Here is a 23,436-nt window from a genome sequence, read left to right as displayed (position 1 = left end):
GGCGGCTTTCCCTCTTCCGTCGGTGGACCTGCCCGTCGGCGGATCCGTCGGTGGCGGAGGGAAAGGTAGAGAGGTGTCGGGTGGCGGTACGTCACCCCCCGGTGCCAAGTGGGATGTCATACCCCAGTAGGGGGTTGAGCGATATTGGCTGGTCCGGACAGCGAGAAGCCCCTGCCGTCCGGATGTGGGGAGTGGAACGACAGGGGCGAGAGGGGATTGATGGGTAGCTCGTGGCTACTGCCAGGTGAGGCGCTGTCCATCGGATTCCACGTGCAGCCTCAGCCGCTCGGCGGGCGGCCTGTCGGCATGGTGCCACTGCCTGATCCGGTCGCTGATGGAGTCCCATAGGCGGGCTGGGCCGCCCTGGCGGACCATCCATTGCCCGCCGTCCTCGAACACGGCTGCCCATGCTCCGGCCTCCACGTCGATGATGACGTGTTCGTCTCGGCCGTTGCGGGACAGCGTGAAGCGCTGGGCCCGTGGCGCCGCGAACTGCGCGACGAACCGCGCTGTCCAGTCGTCCAGTACGTCACCGCCGATGTCCGTCGGCATGGCTTCCCCCGAGTCGAGATCCGGCAGTGTTCCCAGAGCCGGAGGGGTGTGGGGCCGCGCGAGCATGAATGAGACTTTTCCGCCAAGAACAGGGCCATTTGCTGTTCCGTCTTCTGCCACGGTCAGGCGTACCAGCTCAGACGCGTTCATCCACCCGCAGACAGTCACGAGGATTTCGCCTCCTACGCGAGTCTGAGTGATCCACTCAGAGGGGACTGTGTGCACTCCACATGTCGCGATCACGCGGTCATAGGGTGCGCTCTCCTCATGACCGGCCAGTCCGTTACCGACAATCAAGTCAGGCCAGTAACCGAGTCCACCCAGGGCAACACCAGCGCGAGCAGAAATATCCGGGTCCACCTCAACTGACGTCACGTTATCCCCACCGGCCACATGCGAGAGAAGCGCCGTTGAGTAACCCGTTCCAGTGCCGATTTCGAGTACCCGGGTGCCCTCATCTACGTGAAGCTCTTCGAGCATGCGGACCACGAGACTCGGGAGGGTGGAAGATGAGGACGGACGGTGCGAGATACGTCCCTCGATTTGACGCGGGGTCACCGACTCCGCAACTTGGGTGGTCAGCGTGTCATCTTCATAGACGCGGCGTAGCCGCTCGGGATTGTCGGCGAGGAACACGGGGCGGTACCAGCCCTCGTCTTCGTACTCGAACCATCCATCGGATAGAAATGTTTCGCGGGGAACGGCCATCATGGCGGCTTCCCATTCCGAACTTCGCAATGCTCCGGATTCGGTAAGTTGCCGGGCGAGAGCCGCCCGCAGCCCCTCAGAGGAAAAGTCGTCGGTCATGCGTTATTCTCTCCGTTCTCCAACAGGTCCGCGATAGCTGTCGTGATGGGAAGTCCCGCCGCATCTTCGAGCCACGCCCACTGTCCATTCGGGTTGCATTCGAGAAACCACCATGTGCCGTCTGTGGTCACCGCGAAATCGAATGCTCCAAAGTTGAGCCCGAAACGAGCGAGGAACCGAACCAGTGTGCGCCGCATGCCGTCCGGGCATTGGATCGGTTCGTACGTCAGGTTCCGGTACTCGGCGCGCCAGTCGAGCACGCCAGGCGGGGAAGTAATTCGTGCGCAGAAAATCCGTTCACCAACAACAACCGTTGACTGAAGGCGTGGGGCCGGAGCGGGGAGTAAATCGGTGTGTACGCGTCTCACCTGTTTCCTCTAATTCGACCAGGGAGTCGCAATCGCCATCTTTGACGGGCGGCTGACCAGATCGCGGCAACACATCTCGATGGGATACACGCCGTTCAGCGCGCGGCACAGCGATGCGTGATGTAACTCCGCCTCAGCCAGCGTCAGCTCCAGTTGGTAGAGGGCTCTGCCCAAACCAGGCCGTGAAAGCCAGAGCTTCAGCGCCACGCCCTTTTCTGTGCGGACAAAGCGCTCTGCGGGATCGAACTCAATCCCATACGAGTCATAGTCGGGAATGTCCATCTCTTGCTCCTCGCTCACCTCCTTCACCACCTAGGCTTGTAAATCTGCTCTTGACAGTTCGGGCAGTGCGTCGCCCTCGGCGGAAATGGACCCTCATGCAGGCACGTCTTCGGCTCCTCGGACGACTTCGGCGACTTAGGGGGATCAGGGAGCTTCGGAGGCTTCAACTTCCTCACTGCCCGCCCCCTTTCGAATAGCGACGGTAATTCGACATGCGTCACTCACCCGACCACACCCCCCGTGTGCGGGCGCCCCACACGACGCACGCGAGCGCACCCGCCCACCATGGGCACTGACGGGGGCATGGACACCGAGTTGGGCACTCGGGGCAACACCAGTGTGGGCCGGTCCAACGGCCGATACGGGGGCAGCGGATCGCCGCAGCGATGCCGACCGCAGCCGCGCCGTAACCGGCCACGTACCGCCTTCCAGAGCCTTGAGATACGGTGGCTCACGCCAGCGCTCCCTTCCGAGCCTGGCCACGCCCCCGGACCGCTCGCAGCGCGGTCGCGGGGGTCTTGCGTGGCTGTCCAGTTGTCGACTTCGCCCTGTAGTGGGGCGTGTCGATACTTGCGCTGAACATCGGCTGAGCCCATCCCACGGGCCTATAGGGCAGCCCTATATTTGAGACATGGGAGACGATCCCGGGGCCCTCTGGTCCCATCCGCAACTAGCGGCAGCCGTCCTCAGCGAAGATTGGGGCGCTGTCTTTCGCGCGTATCGGAAGCTCACCGGCCTCAGCCAATCGAGGCTCGGGGAACGCGTCGGACTGGTCCAGCCTGACGTGTCGGATATCGAACGCGGGCGTCGTCATGTGACCTCCGTAGAGGTTCGACAACGCATCGTGGAGGGGCTGGGCATACCCCCCCGTCTCCAAACGGCAGCCGCCCCAATGACCACCGGCAAAGCCCCCGTCGCGAGCCTGACGCTATCCGGTCCTGCTCCCGACGAAGACCTATTGGCCCGTGTAACGAGCGTGGTTGACTCCGCTCACCGCGTGGACGCCGCCACCCTGGATTGGCTCGATGGGTTGCTTGCCGCACATCGCCGAGCCGAAGACCGAATCGGGGCTCGGCCGCTTGTCGACGTGATGCGCCAGCAACTTCGTACAGTCGTCGACATGTACTCAGGCGCACGCGGGCCGCTCGCCAATCGCGTGGTACGGCTGGCCGCCGAACACGCGCAATTCCTGGCATGGATGGCACAGGATCAGGCAGAGACGGCCGCCGCACTCGCCTGGTACGACCGTTCACACGAATGGGCTTTGGAGGCTGGGGACGCCAACATGGCCGCCACGACGCTCAGCATGAAGGCGCACATGGCGTGGTCAGGCGGGCGCGGCGGCCGGTGTGTACGACTCGCTGAGGCTGCCCGCTGGTCGGCCCCGGGCACATCGCTCGGCGTGCAGGGTATGGCCGCTCAGATGGCTGCAAGGGGGCACGCGCTCGACGGTGAGGCCGACAGCGCCCGCCGCATGCTGGATGAGGCACAGGGGCTCATCAGCCAGGCGTCCGAGCATCCCGAGGACGAGCCCGTGTGGATGTACTTCTACGACGAAACATGGTTCACCCTGCAACGCGGCATGGCGGCTATGCATCTGCGCGACTGGCGAACTGCCGTCGAACACATCACGGTTGGACTCGACGCATTGCCAGATGAGTACCGACGTGACAAGACCTGGTATCGCGCCTGTCTCGCACATGCGCTTGCTGAGATGGGTGAGTCGACTGAAGCCGCCTCTGTGGCAATGGCGAGCATCCCCGACGCCGCCGCTGTCGGCCGCCCACATTCGTGGAACGAGTTGCACGCTATGGCCGCTGTGCTGCTGCGCCGAGGGGCGAAAGAGAGTCAACAGACCATCGCCATGCTTCGCGAGTACGACTGAAGAACGATCAGTGCCACGGACCGCTCAGTAGGGGGCCGCCCGGCCGGGGTCACTGCCCCGGTGTCACCAGGCCCGATTCATAGGCGAAGATCACCGCTTGGGCGCGGTCGCGCAGTCCCAGCTTGGCCAGCACCCGGCCGATGTGGGTCTTCACCGTCTGCTCGGCGAGTACCAGCGACTCGGCGATCTCCTGGTTGGACAGGCCGCGGGCGATCAGCTCGAGCACCTCGGTCTCCCGCGGTGTCAGCCCGCTGCGCCGCAGGGCCGGGCCGTCGCGGCGCGGGGCGGGGCGCTGGCGGGCGAAGTCGGCGATCAGGCGGCGGGTGACGGATGGGGCGAGGAGCGCCTCGCCCGCGGCGACCACCCGGACCGCGGAGATCAGATCGGCCGGCGGGGCGTCCTTCAGCAGAAAGCCGCTGGCCCCGGCGCGCAGCGCCTCGTAGACGTAGTCGTCCACGTCGAAGGTGGTGAGCATCAGGACCTTGGGCCGGTGGGTGACCCCGCGCGGCGGGTCCAGCAGTTGCCGGGCCGCCTCGAGCCCGTCCATCTCGGGCATCCGGACGTCCATGAGCACCACATCGGGGTGGGCGCGGCGGCTGACCTCCACGCCCTCCCGCCCGTCCGGCGCCTCGCCGACGACGTCGATGTCGCTCTGCGCGGCGAGCAGGGCGGCGAACCCCGCCCGCACCATCGCCTGGTCGTCGACGATGATCACCTTGATGGTCATGACGGGTCCGTCTCTTCGAGGTCTACCAGGGGGAGGCGGGCCGCGACGCGGAAGCCGCCGTCGGGCAGCGGGCCGGTGTCGAGCATGCCGCCGACGAGTCGTACGCGCTCGACCATGCCGACGAGGCCGTGGCCGGTGCCGCTGGTCTCCAGGGGCTTGGTGGGCGCGCTGTCGGGCGGGCCGTTGACCACCAGCAGGGTCAGCGCCGAGCGGTCCTCGGCGGAGATGGCCACCCGGGTGGCGGCGCCCGGCGCGTGGCGCACCACATTGGCCAGCGCCTCCTGCACGATGCGGTACGCGGACAGCCCCACGGCCTGCGGCAGCGGTTCGAGCTCGGCCACGTGGTCCGCGATGGTCAGCGTGGTCGGTATGCCGGCCCGTACGGTGGCCTCGACCAGCTGGGGCACCTGCCGCAGCCCCGGCTGCGGTGCCCGTTCCCCGCGGGTCTCCTCGCTGCGCAACACGCCCAGCAGCCGCCGCATTTCGGCGAGCGACTCGCGGGCGGTGGCGGCGATGGTGGAGAACTCCCGCTCCGCCGCGGCGGGCAGACCGCCGATCCGGTACGGGGCGCTGTCCGCCTGCACGGTGATCACCGACATGTGGTGGGCGACCACGTCGTGCAGCTCACGGGCGATCCGGGTGCGCTCCTCCAGCAGGGTGCGATGGGCCCGTTCGGCCTCGCTGATCGTCTCCTGCTCGGCCAGCCGCCGCTGGGCGTCCCCGCGCTCGCGCAGCGCCCCGGCGACGAGCAGCACCACGCCGCCGAGCACGAACAGCACCACATTGCTGCCGTTGCTCTTGTCCGGGAAGGCCATGCCGAGCGCCAGTCCGGCGGCGCCGGTGACCAGCCACACCGCCACCAGGGTGCGGCGCGGTTCGCGCAGCGCGAGGGCGAGCAGCAGGAAGAGATAGCCGATGATGGCGGGCGGTATCCAGGGCCACACCCGGCGGTCGAGATCCGCGGTGCCCAGCACCAGCAGGGCGCACAGGACGTCGGAGAGGAAGACGATCCACCACGCCTGCAGGGGGCGGGTGACGGACAGCAGGAGTGGGGTGGCCTGGGCGATGCCGAGCAGCGTGGCGACGCCGCCGCCCACCCCGTAGTCATGGGAGAGGACCTGGGCGGTGACGGGCACCAGGATCGTGGTGAGGGTCATCGCCACGCCGTACGGCACCCTGCGCAGCCAGCGCCTGGGCGACTGGACGAACAGCGGCGTCGCCGGGTAGCTGGGGGTCACCAGGGCCCGGGCGAGACCGCTGGCCTGCCGCCAGGCGGCCTTGGGCAGGCTCTCGTGCGCGGTGGAGGAGGCGGCGGCGGTGGAGGAGGCGCCGGCTGAGGATGCGGCGGCCGACGAGGCGTCGGCGGCCTCGCCGGCCGGTGCGGAGGAGGGACCGGACACTTACAGCTCCGCCAGCAGCTCGGCCTTCTTCGCGCTGAACTCGTCGTCGGTCAGCAGCCCGGCCGTGTGCAGCTCACCCAGGTGACGGATGCGCTCGGCGATGTCGGCGGGGTCGCGGCGCGGGGCGGTGGCCCGGTTCGGGGCCGGGGCGCCCTCGGCGCACGGTACGGGGGAGGAGGCCCGTACGGCCTCCAGGACGGCCGCGGCGAACGGCAGCGACTGGTGGACGAGGCCGTAGCCCATCCCGAAGACGACGGCCGCCGGGTCCCGGTCGGGGCGCTCGGCGGGCCGACCCTCGGCGGAGCGCCGCAGCAGCCGCAGATAGCCGTGGCCACCGCCCTTGGGGGAGGCCTTGCCGGTGCCGTTCCCGGCCGTGCCGTCCTTGGCGGAACCCTCTTTGGCGGCGCCGGTCTTGGCGGAGCTCTCCTTGGGGGCGGTGCCCGCCGAGCCGCGGCTCTCCGGTGAACGCCACTCCACACCGGTGAGTTCGTCGATCCGGAAGCGCTGGTCCCCGACCTTCCACTTCTCGGAGGAGGCGCCGGTCCAGAACCAGCGGAAGGAGACGGCCTTGCCGTCGAAGGACGCCTTGCCGTCGTACGCCTTGAAGGACAGCGGCGGCGGGGGCACGGTCACCAGATGCGCCTCGGCCGGGATGTCCGCCTCGGGCCCGAGGGACTCGCGTATCCGCTCGGCGTAGTAGTCGGCGAGGGTCTCCCGCTCGGCCGGCAGCACCAGGCGGTACGGGTCGTACGCCTCCCTGAGCTGGCCGTCGGCGGCCTCCATCAGCGGGTCGGCGCCCGGTCTGGGCACGGCGCGCAGCACCACCGTTCCGCGTTTGCCCACGGTGAGCTCCACCCCGGACAGCGCCTCGAAGGGGATGCGGCGTTCGCCGAGCGCCTGGAGCAGCTTCGGCGTGCGGATCCCCCGTTCGAAGCGGATGAGCATGGAGTCGGTGTCGAACTCCCAGACGGTCTGAAAACCGGCCAGCACATCACCCATGCGGCTCATCGTATGCGGCGGTGGCCCGCCCGTCCCCCTTTGAGGCTACGCGCGTCACTAGAGTTTCCGGTGTTTATGCCGGGCCTCAGCGTAGCCCCGCGGTGCAGTCGTCGCCGTCGCCGCAGCTCACGGACTGGACAGCACCGATTCCCACCCGCGCGAAGTTGTCCAGGCTGGTCGTGCCCGGTTCGAAGTACCCGGCGTGTCCATCCGCCCCGTCCGCGGCCAGCACCCGGGCGCCGAAGCCGGAGGAGACCGGGTCCGCGCCGTGGCCGAGCCCGCCGAACTCCAGATGCGGAATGTCCTCGATCCAGTCGCCGGAGTCGCGCATCGCCCACACCCGGGCGCTGGTGCCCAGGTCGGAGACGCGGCCGGCGCGCATCCCGGGGCTGCCGGCCACCGCGATATCGGTGACCTTGGGCGGCAGGTCGCGGGCGGCGACCCCGCACACCACCGAGCCGTAGCTGTGGCACATCAGCGAGACCCGGGAGAGCGAGGGCAGCGCGTTGACCAGCGCGCGCAGCCGGACCGCGCCCTGGGCGGCCAGCTTGCCGGTGGCCGCGTCCATGCCGATCCCGGCCGGGCTGGTGTAGTCGGCCCAGGCGATGACGGCGGTCTTGATGTCCGGGGCGTCGGCCCGCTCGTTGTCGTAGAGCGCGCGGGCCATCCCGACCGTGGCGGTGTACGGGCGCTCGGTCTTCTGGAACGTCAGGATGTCGGTGTCCACGCCCGGCACCACGATGGAGACCCGGTTGGCGTGGGCGAGGTCCCCGAAGACCTCGGCGGCCCGCCCGGCCCCCGAGGGGTCGAAGGAGAGGATCTGCCGCCCGGCGCCCAGCAGGTCCTCATAGCGGTGCATCCGGCGTGTCGCGTCCGAGCGGCCCATCGGGGTGAGCCGGGGGTCGTGCATCCGCTTGCGCTCGTCGGCGCGCGCCCGGAGCAGGGCGACGCGGTTGGCGCGGTAGCGCAGGGCCACCGGCGCGCCGTTGAGATTGCCCACGGCCAGCGGATAGCGCCGCACCACACGGTCGGTCTGGGCCTTGGTGAGCGAGTCGAACCAGCGGCCGAGGGTGCGCGGCGAGCCGTACGGATCGGGCAGCGCGCGGCCACCGAGCGATCCGTGGCGCCAGGCGTTCATCGACGCGGTGAGCGCGTCCGGGGCTCCTCTGTGGCTCCGTACGGCCGTCCAGCCGGTCGTGGCGAGGAGGACGAAGACCACCGCCAGCGCGAGCAGGGCGCGCCAGGCGGTGGAACCGGGGGAGGGGGAGCCGAGCTCCGAGAAGGAAGTCACCGCGGGACACCCTAGGAGAAGCGCGGCGCCGCGTGCCAAATCCCGTGATTCATATCACGTTTGAAAGCGGGAATCCTTGGGAGCTATGCCGGTATTGGTGCTATTTATCCCATTTCTCGGCGAGAGCGGGGCCCACGTAATCAAGATGGAACGCGGTGATGTCTCGCAATGTGACGACGCTGTCCTCGTCACCCTCGGTCCACAGCTTCCCGGCCACCCGGATCACCCCGCCGAACATCGCGACCAGCAGCCGCGGCCGCGGGTCGGTGTCGATGTCCAGCCCCTCGCGGCGGGCGATCTCGCGCGTCAGCCGCTCCTCCATCTCCGCGATGCGGCGCAGGTGGACCGCGAGCAGGCTGGGCGTGGACTCGATCACCCGGTACATCCGCATATGGAGCTCGGGCGGCACCAGCTGCTCGATGGTCTCCCCGATGCTCCCCCAGGCGTCGAGGACCGCCCCGCGCAGCGCGGCCAGCGGCGCCTCGTCCGGGGGGCGCCCGCACAGGGCGGCGAAGAAGTGGCACTCGGCCGACTCCTGGCTGGCGAAGGCGACCTCCTCCTTGTTGGCGAAGTACCGGAAGAAGGTGCGCTGGGAGACCTCGACCGCCTCGGCGATCTCGTCGACCGTAGTCCGCTCGTATCCCTGACTGGTGAACAACTCCAGCGCGGAGCGCACCAGGGCGCTTCGCGTCCGCTGCTTCTTGCGCTCGCGCAGCCCGGCCGGTGGCGGCGTCCTCATGTCCGCCACTGCCTCGTCCGTCGTCACCTATCGGCTCGCTTTCTCCCGGTGTGGGGCCGCATCGCGGCTGCTCAGGATACCTGTGACAAAAACGTCAGTTACCGGCGGATGAATCGGTTTGTCAATTGTCAGACGCTGACATTAGCCTCCGGTCATGACCTCTTCGACCACCGTCGCCGATTCGGCGTCGGAACCTCCCATAGCCGATGCCCCGAAGGGGCTTCGGGGTCATCCATGGCTGACGCTCCTCACCGTCGCCCTCGGCGTGACGATGGTCGCCCTCGACGGCACGATCGTCGCCATCGCCAACCCGGCCATCCAGAAGGACCTCGGCGCCTCGCTCGCCGATGTGCAGTGGATCACCAACGGCTATCTGCTGGCCCTCGCCGTCGCGCTGATCACGGCGGGCAAGCTGGGTGACCGCTTCGGCCACCGACAGACCTTCCTCATCGGCGTCATCGGCTTCGCCGTCTCCTCGGCCGCCATCGGCCTCTCCGGCGAGGTGTCGCTCGTCGTGGCGTTCCGGGTGCTGCAGGGCCTGTGCGGCGCGCTGCTGATGCCCGCGGCGCTCGGGCTGCTGCGCGCCACCTTCCCCGCCGAGAAGCTCAACATGGCGATCGGCATCTGGGGTGCGGTCATCGGCGCCTCCACCGCCGCCGGGCCCATCGTCGGCGGACTGCTCGTCGAACACGTCAACTGGCAGTCGGTCTTCTTCATCAACGCGCCCGTCGGCGTCCTGGCGCTGGTCCTCGGGCTGCTGCTGCTGGTGGACCACCGCGCCGAGAGGGCCCCGCGGTCCTTCGACCTCCCCGGCATCGTGCTGCTGTCCGGTGCGATGTTCTGCCTGATCTGGGCGCTGATCAACGCCGCCGACTGGCACTGGGGCGACCAGCGCACGCTGCTCTTCCTGGGCCTGGCGGCGGTCTGCTTCGCCGTCTTCGTCTTCTGGGAGAACCGGACGGCGGAGCCACTGCTGCCGCTCAGCATGTTCCGCTCGGTGCCGCTGAGCGCGGGCACCGTGCTGATGGTGCTGATGGCCTTCGGCTTCATGGGCGGGCTGTTCTTCGTCACCTTCTATCTCCAGAACGTGCACGGGATGAGCCCCGTCGACAGCGGGCTGCGGCTGCTGCCGCTCACCGCGATGATGATCGTCGCCTCGCCGCTGGCCGGTGCGCTGATCACCAAGTTCGGGCCGCGGGCGCCGCTGGTGGGCGCCATGGTGATCACCGCCGTCTCGATGTTCGGCCTGTCCCGGCTGGACGCGGACAGCGGCGGCCTCGAGATGGCCGTGTGGTTCGCCCTGCTGGGCCTCGGCCTCGGCCCGGTCATGGTCGGCGCCACCGAGGTCATCGTCGGCAACGCCCCGATCCAGCACGCCGGTGTCGCCGGCGGCCTCCAGCAGGCCGCGATGCAGGTCGGCGGCAGCCTCGGCACGGCCGTCCTGGGCGCGGTCATGGCGGGCCGGGTGGACAGCGACCTGCCGGAGAAGTGGGCCGGCGCCGGGCTGCCGCCGATGCCCAAGGGCTCGGAGTCCCAGGTGTCGGACGCGGTCGAGGTCGGCATCGCTCCGGTCCCCAAGGGCACGCCGCCGGAGATCGCGGGCAAGATCACGGCCGTCGCGCATGACACCTTCGTGTCAGGGATGGGGCTCGCCTTCACGGTGGCCGGCGTCGTCTCGGCGGTCGCGGCGCTGGTCGCGGCGTTCACCAAGCGCGGTGAGAACGCGGACGCGGCCGGGGGCGCCGTTCACATCTGACCCCTCGCGGTCAACCCCCTATCAGGGTGGACCTTGATCGACCCCATGGTGGCGAACGGGAGCCGGCGACAGGCTGGCTCCCGTTCTGTTCTTTCCACACGGGGAGCGACATCGTTATGCGCAAGATCATTACGGCCGCCGTCGCGGCGCTGGCCCTCACCGCCACCCTCGCCCCGGCCGCGGCGTCGGCCCGGCCCGCCGCCCCGCCACGGCTGGGGAACTGCGCCGCCGGTCAGCTGTGCCTGTGGCGGAGCGGGGGCTTCGCGGGGGCGCGCCAGATCCATGAACTGGCCGACGTCGACATCGAAAGCTGTGTCCCCCTGCCGTCCGGCACCACCGCCGCGTCCCTGGCGAACCGCACGGGCCGTCCGGTGACGGCCTATCAGAGCCGGGAATGCGCCGAGACGGCCGAGTTCCACACCTACCCCACTGGCTCGTGGGCCCCCGAAACCCCGTACCAGGTCCGGGCCTTCAAGATCTGGGAGCGCTGACCGGCGGTCCGGGGCACACACCGGATCCCGGCGCGCGGGTGCGGGGCCTGGGGCCTGAATGTTCCCCGCCCCGCCCCTTCCCGAACCAGGGGCCCCGCCCCTGGACCCCGGACGTCCTCCGGCCGTACCCACAGGCGTCCCGCCGGACGGTGGCGGGGTCTCGCCGCCGCCCGTGGGGCTCCACCCCGTTCGGCGCGGCTCTGCCGCGGGCCCGGTCGAAGTGCCAGGCTCGGCGCTCTGGGCCCGACGTCTGGGGCCTGGGGGCCGGGGCTGGACGGCCGGGGTCCGACGTCCGGGGCCTGGCCCTCGGGCCGTACTCACAGGCGTCCCGCTGGACGGTGGCGGGGTCTCGCCGCCGCCCGTGGGGCTCCACCGTTCGGCGCGGTTCCGCCGCGGGCCCGGTCGAAGTGCCAGGCTCGGCGCTCTGGGCCCGACGTCTGGGGCCGGGGGGCCGGGGCCTGGGGGCCGGGGCTGGGCGGCCGGGGTCTGACGTCCGGGGGTCCGGGGCTGGACGGCCGAGGTCTGACGTCCGGGGCCTGGCCCTCGGGCCGTACTCACAGGCGTCCCGCTGGACGGTGGCGGGGTCTCGCCGCCGCCTGTGGGGCCCCACCGTTCGGCGCGGCTCCGCTGCGGGCCCGGTCGAAGTGCCAGGCTCGGCGCTCTGGGCCCGACGTCCGGGGCCGGGGGGCCGGGGCTGGACGGCCGGGGTCCGACGTCCGGGGCCTGGCCCTCGGGCCGTACTCACAGGCGTCCCGCTGGACGGTGGCGGGGTCTCGCCGCCGCCCGTGGGGCTCCACCGTTCGGCGCGGTTCCGCCGCGGGCCCGGTCGAAGTGCCAGGCTCGGCGCTCTGGGCCCGACGTCTGGGGCCGGGGGGCCGGGGCCTGGGGGCCGGGGCTGGGCGGCCGGGGTCTGACGTCCGGGGGTCCGGGGCTGGACGGCCGAGGTCTGACGTCCGGGGCCTGGCCCTCGGGCCGTACTCACAGGCGTCCCGCTGGACGGTGGCGGGGTCTCGCCGCCGCCTGTGGGGCCCCACCGTTCGGCGCGGCTCCGCTGCGGGCCCGGTCGAAGTGCCAGGCTCGGCGCTCTGGGCCCGACGTCCGGGGCCGGGGGTCCGGGGCTGGACGGCCGGGGTCCGACGTCCGGGGCCTGGGGGCCGGGGCTGGACGGCCGGGGTCCGACGTCCGGGGCCTGGGGGCCGGGGCTGGACGGCCGGGGTCCGACGGCCGGGGGGCCGGGGCTGGACGGCCGGGGTCCGACGGCCGGGGGGCCGGGGCTGGACGGCCGGGGTCCGACGGCCGGGGGGCCGGGGCTGGACGGCCGGGGTCCGACGTCCGGGGGGCCGGGGCTGGACGGCCGGGGTCTGACGTCCGGGGCTGGACGGCCGGAGTCCGACGTCCGGGGCCTGGGGGCCGGGGCTGGACGGCCGGGAGCCGACGCCCGATGTCCGGGGCGTGGGTCCGGGGGTCGGGGGCGATGGTCTGGGATTCCAGGGCCGGGGCGGAGCCCCTGGACCGGGTGGCGGGAGGGCGGGGGCGGCGCCCCCGCCCGCAATTACCCCTGGCGCCCGGGGCACACGACAACGTGGGGCGGGCTGGAGGTCCAGCCCGCCCCACGTTCAGCTCGCGTTCCCGTCGTGGGCGGCTACCGCGTCACCGGTCCGTGCCGTCGCAGACGGCTACGCGTCGCCGCCTGCCGGGCCCGGGTCGGCGGCGGCCACGTCCAGGAGCTGGTAGCGGTCGATCGCCTGCTTGAGGGCCGAGCGGTCGATCTTGCCGTCGCGGGCGAGCTCCGTCAGGACGCCGAGCACGATCGACTGGGCGTCGATGTGGAAGAAGCGCCGTGCCGCGCCGCGGGTGTCGGCGAAGCCGAAGCCGTCCGCGCCCAGCGACTGGTACGTGCCGGGCACCCAGCGCGCGATCTGGTCGGGAACCGCCCGCATCCAGTCGGAGACGGCCACCTTCGGGCCCTCCGCGTCCGCAAGCTTCCGGGTGACGTACGGAACGCGCTGCTCCTCCTCCGGGTGGAGCAGATTGTGCTCCTCCACCTCGACGGCGTCCCGGCGCAGCTCGTTCCAGGACGTGGCCGACCAGACGTCCGCCTTGACGTTCCAGTCCTCGGCCAGGATGCGCTGGGCCTCCAGGGCCCACGGCACCGCGACACCGGAGGCGAGGATCTGCGCCGGTACGGAGCCCTTCTCGCCCTGCCGGAAGCGGTAGAGGCCCTTGAGGATGCCCTCGCGGTCAACGTTCTCCGGCTCGGCGGGGTGCTGGATCGGCTCGTTGTAGACGGTGAGGTAGTAGAAGACGTCCTCACTGTTCTCGCCGTACATCCGGCGCAGACCGTCCTGGACGATATGGGCGATCTCGAAGCCGAACGCCGGGTCGTAGGCGACGACCGCCGGGTTGGTCGAGGCCAGCAGCTGGGAGTGGCCGTCCGCGTGCTGGAGACCCTCACCGGTCAGGGTCGTACGCCCGGCGGTCGCGCCCAGTACGAAGCCGCGCGCCAGCTGGTCGGCCATCTGCCAGAACTGGTCACCGGTGCGCTGGAAGCCGAACATCGAGTAGAAGACGTAGACCGGGATCAGCGGCTCGCCATGCGTGGCGTACGCGGAGCCCGCCGCGATCAGCGAGGCCGTACAGCCCGCCTCGGAGATGCCGTCGTGCAGCATCTGTCCGGTCGGCGACTCCTTGTAGGCCAGCAGCAGCTCACGGTCGACCGACTCGTACATCTGGCCCAGCGGCGAGTAGATCTTCGCCGAGGGGAAGAGCGAGTCCATGCCGAAGGTGCGGTACTCGTCGGGCGCGATCGGCACGAACCGCTTGCCGATCTCCTTGTCCCGCATCAGGTCCTTCAGCAGCCGCACGAACGCCATGGTGGTGGCGATCTGCTGCTGACCGGTGCCCTTCTTCAGCGTGGCGTAGGTCTTGTCGCCCGGCAGCTGAAGCGGTTTGGCGCGCACGACACGGGTCGGCGCGTAGCCGCCCAGCGCCTTGCGGCGGTCGTGCATGTACTGGATCTCCTCCGAGTCCCGGCCCGGGTGGTAGTACGGCGGGAGGCCGGACTCCAGCTCCTTGTCGGGGATCGGCAGGTGCAGCCGGTCGCGGAAGCGCTTGAGGTCGTCGACCGTCAGCTTCTTCATCTGGTGGGTCGCGTTGCGGCCCTCGAAGTTCGGGCCGAGCGTCCAGCCCTTGACGGTCTGCGCGAGGATCACCGTCGGCTGGCCCTTGTGGGCCTTGGCCGCCGAGTACGCCGCGTAGATCTTCTTGTGGTCGTGACCGCCGCGGCCCAGGTGCAGGATCTGGTCGTCGGTCATGCCCTCGACCATCTTGCGCAGCCGCTGGTCGTCACCGAAGAAGTGGTCGCGGATGTAGGCGCCGGTCTCGGTGGCGTACGTCTGGAACTGACCGTCCGGCGTCGTGTTCAGCCGGTTGACCAGGATGCCGTCGCGGTCCTGCGCCAGCAGCGGGTCCCAGGTGCGGTCCCAGACCAGCTTGATCACGTTCCAGCCGGCGCCGCGGAACTGCGACTCCAGCTCCTGGATGATCTTGCCGTTGCCGCGCACCGGGCCGTCGAGCCGCTGGAGGTTGCAGTTGACCACGAAGGTCAGGTTGTCCAGGCCCTCACGGGCGGCCAGGGAGAGCTGGCCGAGCGACTCCGGCTCGTCCATCTCGCCGTCGCCCAGGAACGCCCAGACGTGGGAGTTGGAGGTGTCGGCGATGCCGCGTGCCTCCATATAGCGGTTCATCCGCGCCTGGAAGATCGCGCCGAGCGGGCCCAGGCCCATGGAGACCGTCGGGAACTCCCAGAAGTCCGGCATTGACCGCGGGTGCGGGTAGCTGGACAGCGCGTGACCGAGCTTGGACTTCTCCTGACGGAATCCATCCAGGTGGTCCTCGCTCAGCCGGTCGAGCAGGAAGGCGCGGGCGTAGATGCCGGGGGAGGCATGGCCCTGGAAGAAGATCTGGTCGCCGCTGTCGTGGTCCTTGCCCCGGAAGAAGTGGTTGAAGCCCACGTCGTACAGCGAGGCGGACGAGGCGAAGGTGGCGATGTGGCCACCGACCCCGATGCCCGGGCGCTGGGCCCGGGAGACCATCACCGCCGCGTTCCAGCGGGTCGCGTTGAGGATCTTGCGCTCGATCTCCTCGTTGCCGGGGAAGAACGGCTCGTCCTTGGTGGCGATGGTGTTGACGTAGTCCGTGCTGCGCATCTCGGGCACGGCGACGCGCTTCTCGCGGGCGCGCTCGATCAGGCGAAGCATCAGGTAGCGGGCACGTTCCCGGCCTCGCTCATCGACGGCTGCGTCGAGCGAGTCGAGCCATTCCTGGGTCTCTTCGGGATCGAAGTCCGGGACCTGGCTGGGAAGGCCGCCAATGATGATCGGGTTGCGATCGGATCCGGAAGCCACGCTATTCCTTCGCTTTTCGGTCGTGCTGTGCACGGACATGGATTCGTGCTCTGCTGCTGTCGCGCCGTTCTCCATCGTGTACCTCGGGTACGGGATACGTCACCTCTACCGAGTGGTAACCATCACCAGGTGAGACGGGGCGCTCCGGCGGCCGTCTCACGTGCGACGGCCGAATCGCAACCTTACGCCCACGACCGGGGTCGTCTGCGTACGACCGTTCGGCACGGGACCGGCGTAGGGTGGCTAGACACACACGTAAGCCGGACATCTTCGGGCAATCCGGTCGGCCGCGCGCCGTTGCGCGTCGTTCCTCCATGATGGGAGTTGCGGCGACACGTCAACGTTTGGGCGGGATCGCTGGCCGGGTACTTGCGCGATCCGCCCGGCCCGTGTGGACTACGCCCAAGCCCCCGCGTACGCGCGCGGGACGCACAGACTCGAAGAGTGAATGAAAGATGACAGGAGGCAATCCGTGAGCGCGACCGCGGACCACGCGGAGGAGCGGACCAACCCTGCCGCGAGGCTGGGTTTCCAGCCCGAACAGGTGGTCCAGGAGATCGGCTACGACGACGATGTCGACCAGGAGCTCCGCGAGTCCATCGAGGAGATCACCGGCCAGGAGCTCGTCGACGAGGAGTACGACGATGTGGCCGACGCCGTTGTGCTGTGGTTCCGGGAGGACGACGGCGATCTGACGGACGCGCTGGTGGACGCCATCCAGATGATCGACGACGGCGCACCGGTCTGGCTGCTGACGCCCAAGACCGGCCGTGACGGCTATGTCGAGCCGAGCGACATCAATGAGGCGGCGACCACCGCCGGCCTGTCCCAGACCAAGAGCTTCAACGCGGGCAAGGACTGGACGGGCAGCCGCCTGGTCACGCCCAAGGCCGCGCGCAGCGGCAAGCGCTGAGGCCGGCGGATCCACACCCCAGAGCCCCCCTCCGTATCCCTACGGAGGGGGGCTCTGAGCGTAGGCTGGGCCGCGCACCACATGATCAATTCACACCGTGATCATGCCGAACATGATCACGCCGAACGTGATCTTTCCAGACATGATCTTTCCGAAGTAGTGAGCGAAGGGATGGCTCCCATGGCGATAGAGGTCGGCGCGAAGGCCCCCGACTTCCAGCTGAAGAACCAGCACGGCGAGTCGGTCAGGCTCTCCGACTTCCGGGGCGAGAAGAACGTCGTGCTGCTCTTCTACCCGTTCGCCTTCACCGGCGTGTGCACCGGCGAGCTGTGCGCGCTCCGCGACGAGCTGCCGACGTTCGTCAACGACGACGTCCAGCTGCTGGCGGTCTCCAATGACTCGCCCTTCAGCCTGCGCGTCTTCGCCGAGCAGGAGGGCCTGGAGTACCCCCTGCTGTCGGACTTCTGGCCGCACGGCGAGACCAGCCGCGCCTACGGCGTCTTCGACGAGGACAAGGGCTGCGCGGTGCGCGGCACCTTCGTGATCGACAAGGAGGGCGTGGTGCGCTGGACGGTCGTCAACGGCCTGCCCGACGCCCGGGACCTGAACGACTACGCCAAGGCCCTGGAAGCCCTGTAGTCAGGGCCCCGAAACCCTGTAGCGGTCGGGAACCGCTCACTAGGATCGACGCGTTGATCCTGATGGGAAACCTTTGATGAAGGGGCACGCAGTGCTCCTGACGAACCTTTTTTGGGAGGACTCGTGGGAGTCAGCCTCAGCAAGGGCGGCAACGTCTCGCTGACCAAGGAAGCCCCGAACCTGACCGCGGTCGTCGTGGGCCTTGGCTGGGACGCCCGCACCACCACGGGCACGGACTTCGACCTCGACGCCAGCGCCCTGCTGACCAACGCCGAGGGCAAGGTCGGCAACGACCAGAACTTCGTCTTCTTCAACAACCTCAAGAGCCCTGACGGCTCCGTCGAGCACACCGGTGACAACCTCACCGGTGAGGGCGAGGGCGACGACGAGCAGATCAAGGTGAATCTGGCGGGCGTCCCCGCCGATGTCGCCAAGATCGTCTTCCCGGTGTCGATCTACGACGCCGAGACCCGTCAGCAGAGCTTCGGCCAGGTGCGCAACGCCTTCATCCGCGTGGTGAACCAGGCCGACGGCAACGAGCTCGCCCGCTACGACCTGTCCGAGGACGCCTCGACCGAGACCGCCATGGTCTTCGGCGAGCTGTACCGGAACGGCGCGGAGTGGAAGTTCCGCGCCATCGGTCAGGGGTACGCCTCGGGCCTGCGCGGCATTGCGCAGGACTTCGGCGTCAACGTCTGAGCGACGTCCGAGCGGGCCGTCGAAGGCCGCCGAAGGCCGTCGACAGGGCACACATCATTCCGGCGCCGCACCCCCCGCGCCCCAGTGGCAGGGGTGCGGCGCCGGACGCGTATCACCCACGCAACACCCGGGGAGGAAACAGCATCATGGGCGTCACACTCGCCAAGGGGGGCAATGTCTCCCTCTCCAAAGCCGCTCCGAACCTCACACAGGTGCTCATCGGCCTGGGCTGGGACGCGCGCTCCACCACCGGAGCGCCGTTCGACCTCGACGCCAGCGCCCTGCTGTGCCGGTCGGGGCGGGTGCTCGGCGATGAGTACTTCATCTTCTACAACAACCTCAAGAGCCCGGAGGGCTCCGTCGAGCACACCGGCGACAACCTCACCGGCGAGGGCGAGGGTGACGACGAGTCCCTGCTGATCGATCTGGGCAAGGTCCCGGCCGAGGTCGACAAGATCGTCTTTCCGGTCTCCATCCATGAGGCCGAGGCCAGGCGCCAGACGTTCGGGCAGGTCAGTAACGCCTTCATCCGGGTGGTGAACCAGGCGGACGGCCAGGAGCTGGCCCGCTACGACCTCTCCGAGGACGCCTCCGGCGAGACCGCGATGATCTTCGGCGAGGTCTATCGCTACGGCGGCGAATGGAAGTTCAGGGCCGTGGGGCAGGGGTACGCGTCGGGTCTGCGAGGCATCGCTCTAGACTTCGGAGTCAACGTTTCGTAAAACCGCGTAAAGCGCGCGGGGGAGACCTTACGACGAAGGATTGGGTAGGCAGTGCTCCTGAAAACCTTTGGTTGGTCGTTCGCCGTCACGGCGATCGGTCTGGCCCTGGCCGGCGTCCTCTGGGGGTGGCAGGGGCTCGCCATCGTCGGGATCCTCTCGATCCTGGAGATCTCGCTCTCATTCGACAACGCGGTCATCAACGCGGGCATTCTGCGCAAGATGAACGCCTTCTGGCAGAAGATCTTCCTGACCGTCGGCATCCTGATCGCCGTCTTCGGCATGCGGCTGGTCTTCCCGGTGATCATCGTCGCCGTCACGGCCAAGATGAGCCCCATCGAGGCCGTCGATCTGGCGATCAACGACAAGAACCAGTACGAGCACCTGGTCACGGCGGCGCATCCGGCGATCGCGGCCTTCGGCGGGATCTTCCTGCTGATGATCTTCCTCGACTTCATCTTCGAGGAGCGGGACATCAGGTGGCTGGGGTGGCTGGAGAAGCCGCTCGCCAAGCTGGGCAAGCTGGACACGTTCTCGATCGTGGTCGCCCTGCTCGCGCTGCTGATCGTCGCCACCACCGTGGCCACCGACGTGGCCCACGGCGGCGGTGACAAGAGCGCCACCGTCCTGTTGTCTGGCGTCGCCGGTCTGCTCACCTATCTGATCGTCGGCGGCATCTCCGGCTACTTCGAGGACAAGCTCGAAGAGGAGGAGGACGAAGACGAGGACGACGAGACCGCTGAGGCCAAGGGCGAGGACGGCGAGGCCGCGAAGGCCGCCGCGAACGCCCAGCTCAACGGCAGCGGCGGGCGTGGCTCCGGCGGCGCCACCGTGGTCGGCATGGCCGGCAAGGCCGCGTTCTTCCTCTTCCTCTACCTCGAGGTCATCGACGCGTCCTTCTCCTTCGACGGGGTCATCGGCGCCTTCGCGATCACCAACGACATCTTCGAGATGGCGCTGGGTCTGGGCATCGGCGCCATGTACATCCGGTCGCTGACCGTCTTCCTGGTCCGCAGGGGCACCCTGGACGACTACGTCTACCTGGAGCACGGCGCGCACTACGCGATCGGCGCGCTGGCCGTGATCCTGCTGGTCACGATCAAGTACGAGATCAACGAGGTCATCACCGGCCTGGTGGGCGTGGTGCTGATCGCCGCCTCGTACTGGTCCTCGGTGGTGCGCAACCGCCGGGAGGCGGCCGCCGGGGAGGATGCGGAGGCCAAGACGGAAGTCACCTCCGGAGTCTGACCGCCGGGAGTGTGACACGGCGGCGTTTGAGGAACGCTCTGAGCGGGGCGGCCGAGGTCTTCGACCTCCCGGCCGCCCCGCGGCGGTTGAGCGGCTTGCCGGGCGGCTTGTCGGGCCGTTTCCCGGGCAGCCTTCCGGCAGCTTCGAGGCAGCGAGCGACGAAGGGTGGGGGTGCGCACCATGGCGTTCTGGAACAACTGGGGACGGTCCGCATGGCGTCAGTTCGACAGTGGTGACGCGTCCGGTGTGGTCGAGCTGACCAAGCGGCATGCGTCGATCTCGCTGACCAAGCAGGGGGCCGCCACCGGCAATCTGCGCATCAACCTCTCCTGGCAGATGCGCACCTCGGACTTCAACAGCAGGGCGCCGCGCGGCTCGCTGCGCCATCCGCTGCAGATGTTCAAGCCCGAGCCGGTGCAGGCCCAGGGGCCCGCGTTGGTCAATGTCGACCTCGACCTCGCGGTGATGTACGAGCTGAAGAGCGGCTCCAAGGGCGTGGTGCAGCCGCTGGGCGAGTTCTTCGGCAATCTCAACGAGCCGCCGTACGTCAAGCTCAGCGGCGACGACCGGTTCGGCTCCGGGTCCGGTGAGACGGTCTACGTCAACATGGACCACAAGGACGACATCAAGCGACTGCTCGTCTTCGTCTACATCTACGACGGCACCCCCGCCTTCGACCGCACCCACGGCCTGGTCACGCTCTATCCGAGCAATGGGCCGCGGGTGGAGATCGCCCTCGACGAGCGCGCCCCGCAGGCGCGCTCCTGCGCCGTCGTCCTGATCGAGAACGTCAAGGGCGAGATGATGGTCCGCCGCGAGGTGAAGTACGTCTACGGCTTCCAGGCGGAGCTGGACCGGCTGTACGGCTGGGGCCTCCAGTGGGGCCGGGGCTACAAGTCCAAGGTGTGACCCCGGTCCGCCCCGCGGCCCCGTCCCCGTCCGCTCCTACCTGTTCTGGTTCTGGAACTGCGGGCCCTGCGGCGGCAGGACGAAATGGGGGTCCGGCACCTGGGCGGGGATCGGCGGCGGGGGCGGCGGCACCGGCCCCGTCGGCTGCACCTGCTGCGGATAGCCGTACGCGGGGGGCTGCGGATACCCGTATCCCGGCTGCGGCTGCGGATAGCCGTAGCCGGGCTGCGCCGGGGGCTGGGCGGGCGGCTGCGGATACCCCGCGCCCGGGGCCTGTGGGGGCGGGGGCGGCACCTGCGACGGCACATAGGCGTAGCCGCTGTCGCCCTGCGCGGCGGCGGGGTGCATGGGCTGGGTGCGGTGCGGATCCCAGGGGTCGGGCGACACCGGGTGCGGATAGCCGTACGCCGGGGGATGGGCCTGGGTCGTCGCGTCGGACGGCGGCGGGAGCGGAGTGCCGGGGGCCGAAGGGGGCGCGGGGGCCGTGGCGGCCGCGGCGGCCGCGGGCTCAGGGGCGGGGGCCGGGGTTTCCGGGGCCGAGGGCTCGGCAGCGGCGATGGCCTCCGGCTCGGCCGCGGCGTCGTCCTCCGGGCCGCCCTCGCCGTCCTCCACCGAGATCCCGTACTGCGTGGCCAGCCCGACCAGCCCCGACTCATAGCCCTGTCCCAGGGCCCGGAACTTCCAGCCGTCGCCGCGCCGGTAGACCTCACCGCAGATCAGCGCGGTCTCCTTGCCGGTGTCCGGCAGCACCGCGAAGATCGCGACCGGCTCGGCGTCCGCGTCGTCCGGCGCACCGGGCGAGGCGTCGTACAGCAGCAGGCTCAGATCCCGTACCTGCCCGAAGGTGCCGCCGTCGGCGGACGCGGCGATCACCACCCGGCGCACCTCCGGCTCCAGCCCGATCAGCTCGGCCTCGATGGTGTCCGTCAGCGCGTCCTGGTTCGACTTCTTGGGCAGATGCCGGACCAGGCCCGAGGGGTGCCGCGGCTGGTTGTAGAAGACGAAGTCCTCGTCCGAGCGCACCCGGTCGTCCGGCCCCAGCAGCAGCGCCGAGGCGTCCACGTCGGGTACGTCCGTGCCGGGGGTCCAGCGCAGCACCGCGCGTATGGCCGTGGCCTCCAGCGGGATGTTCGATCCCTTCAGCATCGCCTGCGTCATGGCGGCAATCCTGCCTTCCCGGTGGGTGCGGGGACAACGCAGGGTACGCGGCGGGCGGCGGCGCGGGGGTGGTACGGGGCGGCGGGGCGGGCATGCCGGACACCACGCGGACGCACATGGGTTACGTGATTTTCACGCCCTTGGGGAACTTTTGACCCATGGCCGCACGTACGATTATCGGCCAACCGCGGGTCGGCGTGACCCAGGCGGCGTACCGGCAGTGCGGGGAGTTGTATGCGGCATTTCGAACATCTGCCGGACGACGTGCGAACGAACCTCTTCCACCGGGAGCCCGGTGAATTCAGCGTGGACTCGCCCACCCGGACGCTGGCCGTCGCCCTCGGCGCCACCCTGTACTGCCCGGCGACCCGGCCCCGGCTGGCCGAGGACATCGTCAAACAGGCAGGTCGTGGCGTGGTCTCCATGGTGCTGTGCCTGGAGGACTCCATCGACGACGCCGAGGTGGCGGGCGCGGAGGAGAACCTCGTACGGCAGTTCGCGGAGCTGTCCGGGCGCGGCCCGGGCACCTCGCTGCCGCTGCTCTTCATCCGGGTCCGCACCCCCGAGCAGATCGTCGATCTCGTCTCCCGGCTCGGCGCGGGCGTGCGGCTGCTGTCCGGATTCGTACTGCCGAAGTTCACCGAGGAGCGTGGCGGAGCCTTTCTCGAGGCGCTGATGTCGGCCGAAACCGCCCAGGTGACCGAGGAGTTGGGCGGACGGCGGCTGTTCGCGATGCCGGTCCTCGAATCGCCGGAGCTGATGCACCGCGAAACGCGCACCGACAGCCTCGGCGGCATCAGCCGGATCGTCGACAAATACCGGGAGCGGGTGCTGGCGCTGCGCCTCGGGGTCACCGATCTGTGCTCGGCGTACGGGCTGCGCAGGGCGCCGGACATGACCGCCTACGACGTCCAGCTGGTCGCGTCCGTGATCGGGGACGTGGTGAACATGCTGGGCCGGGCCGATGGCACGGGCTTCACGATCACCGGGCCGGTGTGGGAGTACTTCAAACCGCATGAGCGGATGTTCAAGCCACAGCTGCGGATCAGCCCCTTCAGCAGCGGCCGGGCCGAGTCGCTGCGCACCGCGCTGATCGAGCACCACATGGACGGGCTGCTGCGCGAGATCGAGCTGGACCGGGCCAACGGTCTCCAGGGCAAGACCTGCATCCACCCCAGCCATGTGGCCCCGGTGCACGCGCTCTCCGTCGTCAGCCACGAGGAGTTCAGCGACGCGGTGGACATCCTCGAGCCGCAGCGCTGCGGGGGCGGTGTGCTGCGCTCCTCGTACACCAACAAAATGAACGAGGTGAAGCCGCACCGGGCCTGGGCCGAGCGGACCCTGCTGCGCGCGGAGGTCTTCGGGGTGGCCCGGGAGGATGTGAGCTTCGTGGAGCTGCTGGCGGCGAGCCTGCGGACGTAGGGCGAACCGGGCCCGGCACGGGCCCG

General features: G+C 69.6%; 20 protein-coding genes. 10 read left to right on the top strand and 10 right to left on the bottom strand.

Annotation, left to right across the window (positions count from 1 at the left end; translation table 11 throughout):
- Positions 1-234 precede the first annotated feature (234 nt).
- From tgmC to IEJ02_RS03030, 3 genes are all read right to left on the bottom strand, one after another.
- On the bottom strand, positions 235-1,359 hold the full coding sequence (gene tgmC / locus IEJ02_RS03040; protein ID WP_191063239.1) for an ATP-grasp peptide maturase system methyltransferase: 1,125 nt from the start codon (positions 1,357-1,359) through the stop codon (positions 235-237).
- Entirely contained in the window at positions 1,356-1,619 is a 264-nt protein-coding gene (locus tag IEJ02_RS03035) for an MvdC/MvdD family ATP grasp protein (protein ID WP_223863289.1), read from the bottom strand. The genes tgmC and IEJ02_RS03035 overlap by 4 nt, the downstream gene beginning before the upstream one ends.
- Positions 1,620-1,736: 117 nt before the next feature.
- Positions 1,737-2,009, bottom strand: coding sequence for a hypothetical protein (locus IEJ02_RS03030; protein ID WP_191063237.1), 273 nt, complete (start codon positions 2,007-2,009; stop codon positions 1,737-1,739).
- 631 nt (positions 2,010-2,640) lie between these two features.
- On the opposite strand from IEJ02_RS03030, the gene IEJ02_RS03025 reads away from it, so the two are divergent.
- Positions 2,641-3,894 carry an NsdA family TPR-like regulatory protein gene (locus IEJ02_RS03025; protein WP_191063236.1) on the top strand — a complete coding sequence of 418 codons (1,254 nt, stop codon included), beginning with the start codon at positions 2,641-2,643 and terminating at the stop codon, positions 3,892-3,894.
- 49 nt (positions 3,895-3,943) lie between these two features.
- On the opposite strand, the gene IEJ02_RS03020 is transcribed toward IEJ02_RS03025, so the two are convergent.
- The 5 genes from IEJ02_RS03020 to IEJ02_RS03000 all read right to left on the bottom strand — a co-directional run bounded on the left by IEJ02_RS03020 (position 3,944) and on the right by IEJ02_RS03000 (position 9,050).
- Complete coding sequence (locus IEJ02_RS03020) at positions 3,944-4,621, bottom strand: response regulator (protein ID WP_137977794.1); 678 nt, start codon at positions 4,619-4,621, stop codon at positions 3,944-3,946.
- Positions 4,618-6,021 (bottom strand): sensor histidine kinase, encoded by a 1,404-nt coding sequence (locus IEJ02_RS03015; protein ID WP_191063235.1) that lies wholly within the window; start codon positions 6,019-6,021, stop codon positions 4,618-4,620. Before IEJ02_RS03015 ends, IEJ02_RS03020 begins: the two co-directional genes overlap by 4 nt.
- A complete protein-coding gene (locus IEJ02_RS03010) occupies positions 6,022-7,020 on the bottom strand; it encodes a DUF4429 domain-containing protein (RefSeq protein ID WP_191063234.1) in 999 nt (332 codons plus the stop codon). It abuts the gene before it with no gap.
- Between the two features lie 85 nt (positions 7,021-7,105).
- Complete coding sequence (locus IEJ02_RS03005) at positions 7,106-8,311, bottom strand: alpha/beta hydrolase (RefSeq protein ID WP_191063233.1); 1,206 nt, start codon at positions 8,309-8,311, stop codon at positions 7,106-7,108.
- Positions 8,312-8,411: 100 nt separating this feature from the next.
- Positions 8,412-9,050 (bottom strand): TetR family transcriptional regulator, encoded by a 639-nt coding sequence (locus IEJ02_RS03000; protein WP_191063232.1) that lies wholly within the window; start codon positions 9,048-9,050, stop codon positions 8,412-8,414.
- A 154-nt stretch (positions 9,051-9,204) separates the two neighbouring features.
- Between IEJ02_RS03000 and IEJ02_RS02995 the strand changes: the two genes are divergently transcribed.
- Both IEJ02_RS02995 and IEJ02_RS02990 read left to right on the top strand, forming a co-directional pair.
- Entirely contained in the window at positions 9,205-10,806 is a 1,602-nt protein-coding gene (locus IEJ02_RS02995) for an MFS transporter (RefSeq protein WP_191063231.1), read from the top strand.
- Between the two features lie 116 nt (positions 10,807-10,922).
- Positions 10,923-11,297, top strand: coding sequence for a peptidase inhibitor family I36 protein (locus IEJ02_RS02990; RefSeq protein WP_191063230.1), 375 nt, complete (start codon positions 10,923-10,925; stop codon positions 11,295-11,297).
- 1,676 nt (positions 11,298-12,973) lie between these two features.
- On the opposite strand, the gene aceE is transcribed toward IEJ02_RS02990, so the two are convergent.
- Positions 12,974-15,703 carry a pyruvate dehydrogenase (acetyl-transferring), homodimeric type gene (gene aceE / locus IEJ02_RS02985; protein WP_191063229.1) on the bottom strand — a complete coding sequence of 910 codons (2,730 nt, stop codon included), beginning with the start codon at positions 15,701-15,703 and terminating at the stop codon, positions 12,974-12,976.
- Positions 15,704-16,175: 472 nt separating this feature from the next.
- Here aceE and IEJ02_RS02980 point away from each other — a divergent pair, with 472 nt between their 5' ends.
- The 6 genes from IEJ02_RS02980 (at position 16,176) to IEJ02_RS02955 (ending at position 20,830) form a co-directional block, all read left to right on the top strand.
- The gene (locus IEJ02_RS02980; RefSeq protein WP_014060347.1) at positions 16,176-16,616 is read left to right on the top strand and encodes a DUF3052 domain-containing protein; all 441 of its coding nucleotides are present in this window, start codon (positions 16,176-16,178) and stop codon (positions 16,614-16,616) included.
- A 180-nt stretch (positions 16,617-16,796) separates the two neighbouring features.
- A complete protein-coding gene (locus IEJ02_RS02975; RefSeq protein ID WP_137977789.1) occupies positions 16,797-17,255 on the top strand; it encodes a peroxiredoxin in 459 nt (152 codons plus the stop codon).
- A 123-nt stretch (positions 17,256-17,378) separates the two neighbouring features.
- Entirely contained in the window at positions 17,379-17,954 is a 576-nt protein-coding gene (locus tag IEJ02_RS02970) for a TerD family protein (protein WP_037962225.1), read from the top strand.
- Positions 17,955-18,100: 146 nt separating this feature from the next.
- The gene (locus tag IEJ02_RS02965) at positions 18,101-18,676 is read left to right on the top strand and encodes a TerD family protein (protein WP_191063228.1); all 576 of its coding nucleotides are present in this window, start codon (positions 18,101-18,103) and stop codon (positions 18,674-18,676) included.
- A gap of 51 nt (positions 18,677-18,727) precedes the next feature.
- A complete protein-coding gene (locus tag IEJ02_RS02960; protein ID WP_191063227.1) occupies positions 18,728-19,921 on the top strand; it encodes a DUF475 domain-containing protein in 1,194 nt (397 codons plus the stop codon).
- Positions 19,922-20,101: 180 nt separating this feature from the next.
- Entirely contained in the window at positions 20,102-20,830 is a 729-nt protein-coding gene (locus tag IEJ02_RS02955; protein ID WP_191063226.1) for a TerD family protein, read from the top strand.
- 36 nt (positions 20,831-20,866) lie between these two features.
- On the opposite strand, the gene IEJ02_RS02950 is transcribed toward IEJ02_RS02955, so the two are convergent.
- Positions 20,867-21,988 (bottom strand): TerD family protein, encoded by a 1,122-nt coding sequence (locus IEJ02_RS02950; RefSeq protein WP_191063225.1) that lies wholly within the window; start codon positions 21,986-21,988, stop codon positions 20,867-20,869.
- Positions 21,989-22,222: 234 nt separating this feature from the next.
- Between IEJ02_RS02950 and IEJ02_RS02945 the strand changes: the two genes are divergently transcribed.
- Positions 22,223-23,410, top strand: coding sequence for an HpcH/HpaI aldolase/citrate lyase family protein (locus IEJ02_RS02945; protein ID WP_191063224.1), 1,188 nt, complete (start codon positions 22,223-22,225; stop codon positions 23,408-23,410).
- Positions 23,411-23,436: the final 26 nt, after the last annotated feature.

The organism is Streptomyces sp. 5-10, from assembly GCF_014712245.1.
In the GTDB taxonomy this organism is placed as follows: Bacteria; Actinomycetota; Actinomycetes; order Streptomycetales; family Streptomycetaceae; genus Streptomyces; species Streptomyces violaceusniger.
Note: the sequence above shows the minus strand (reverse complement) of the source record. Positions and strands in the feature narration are given on the sequence as shown.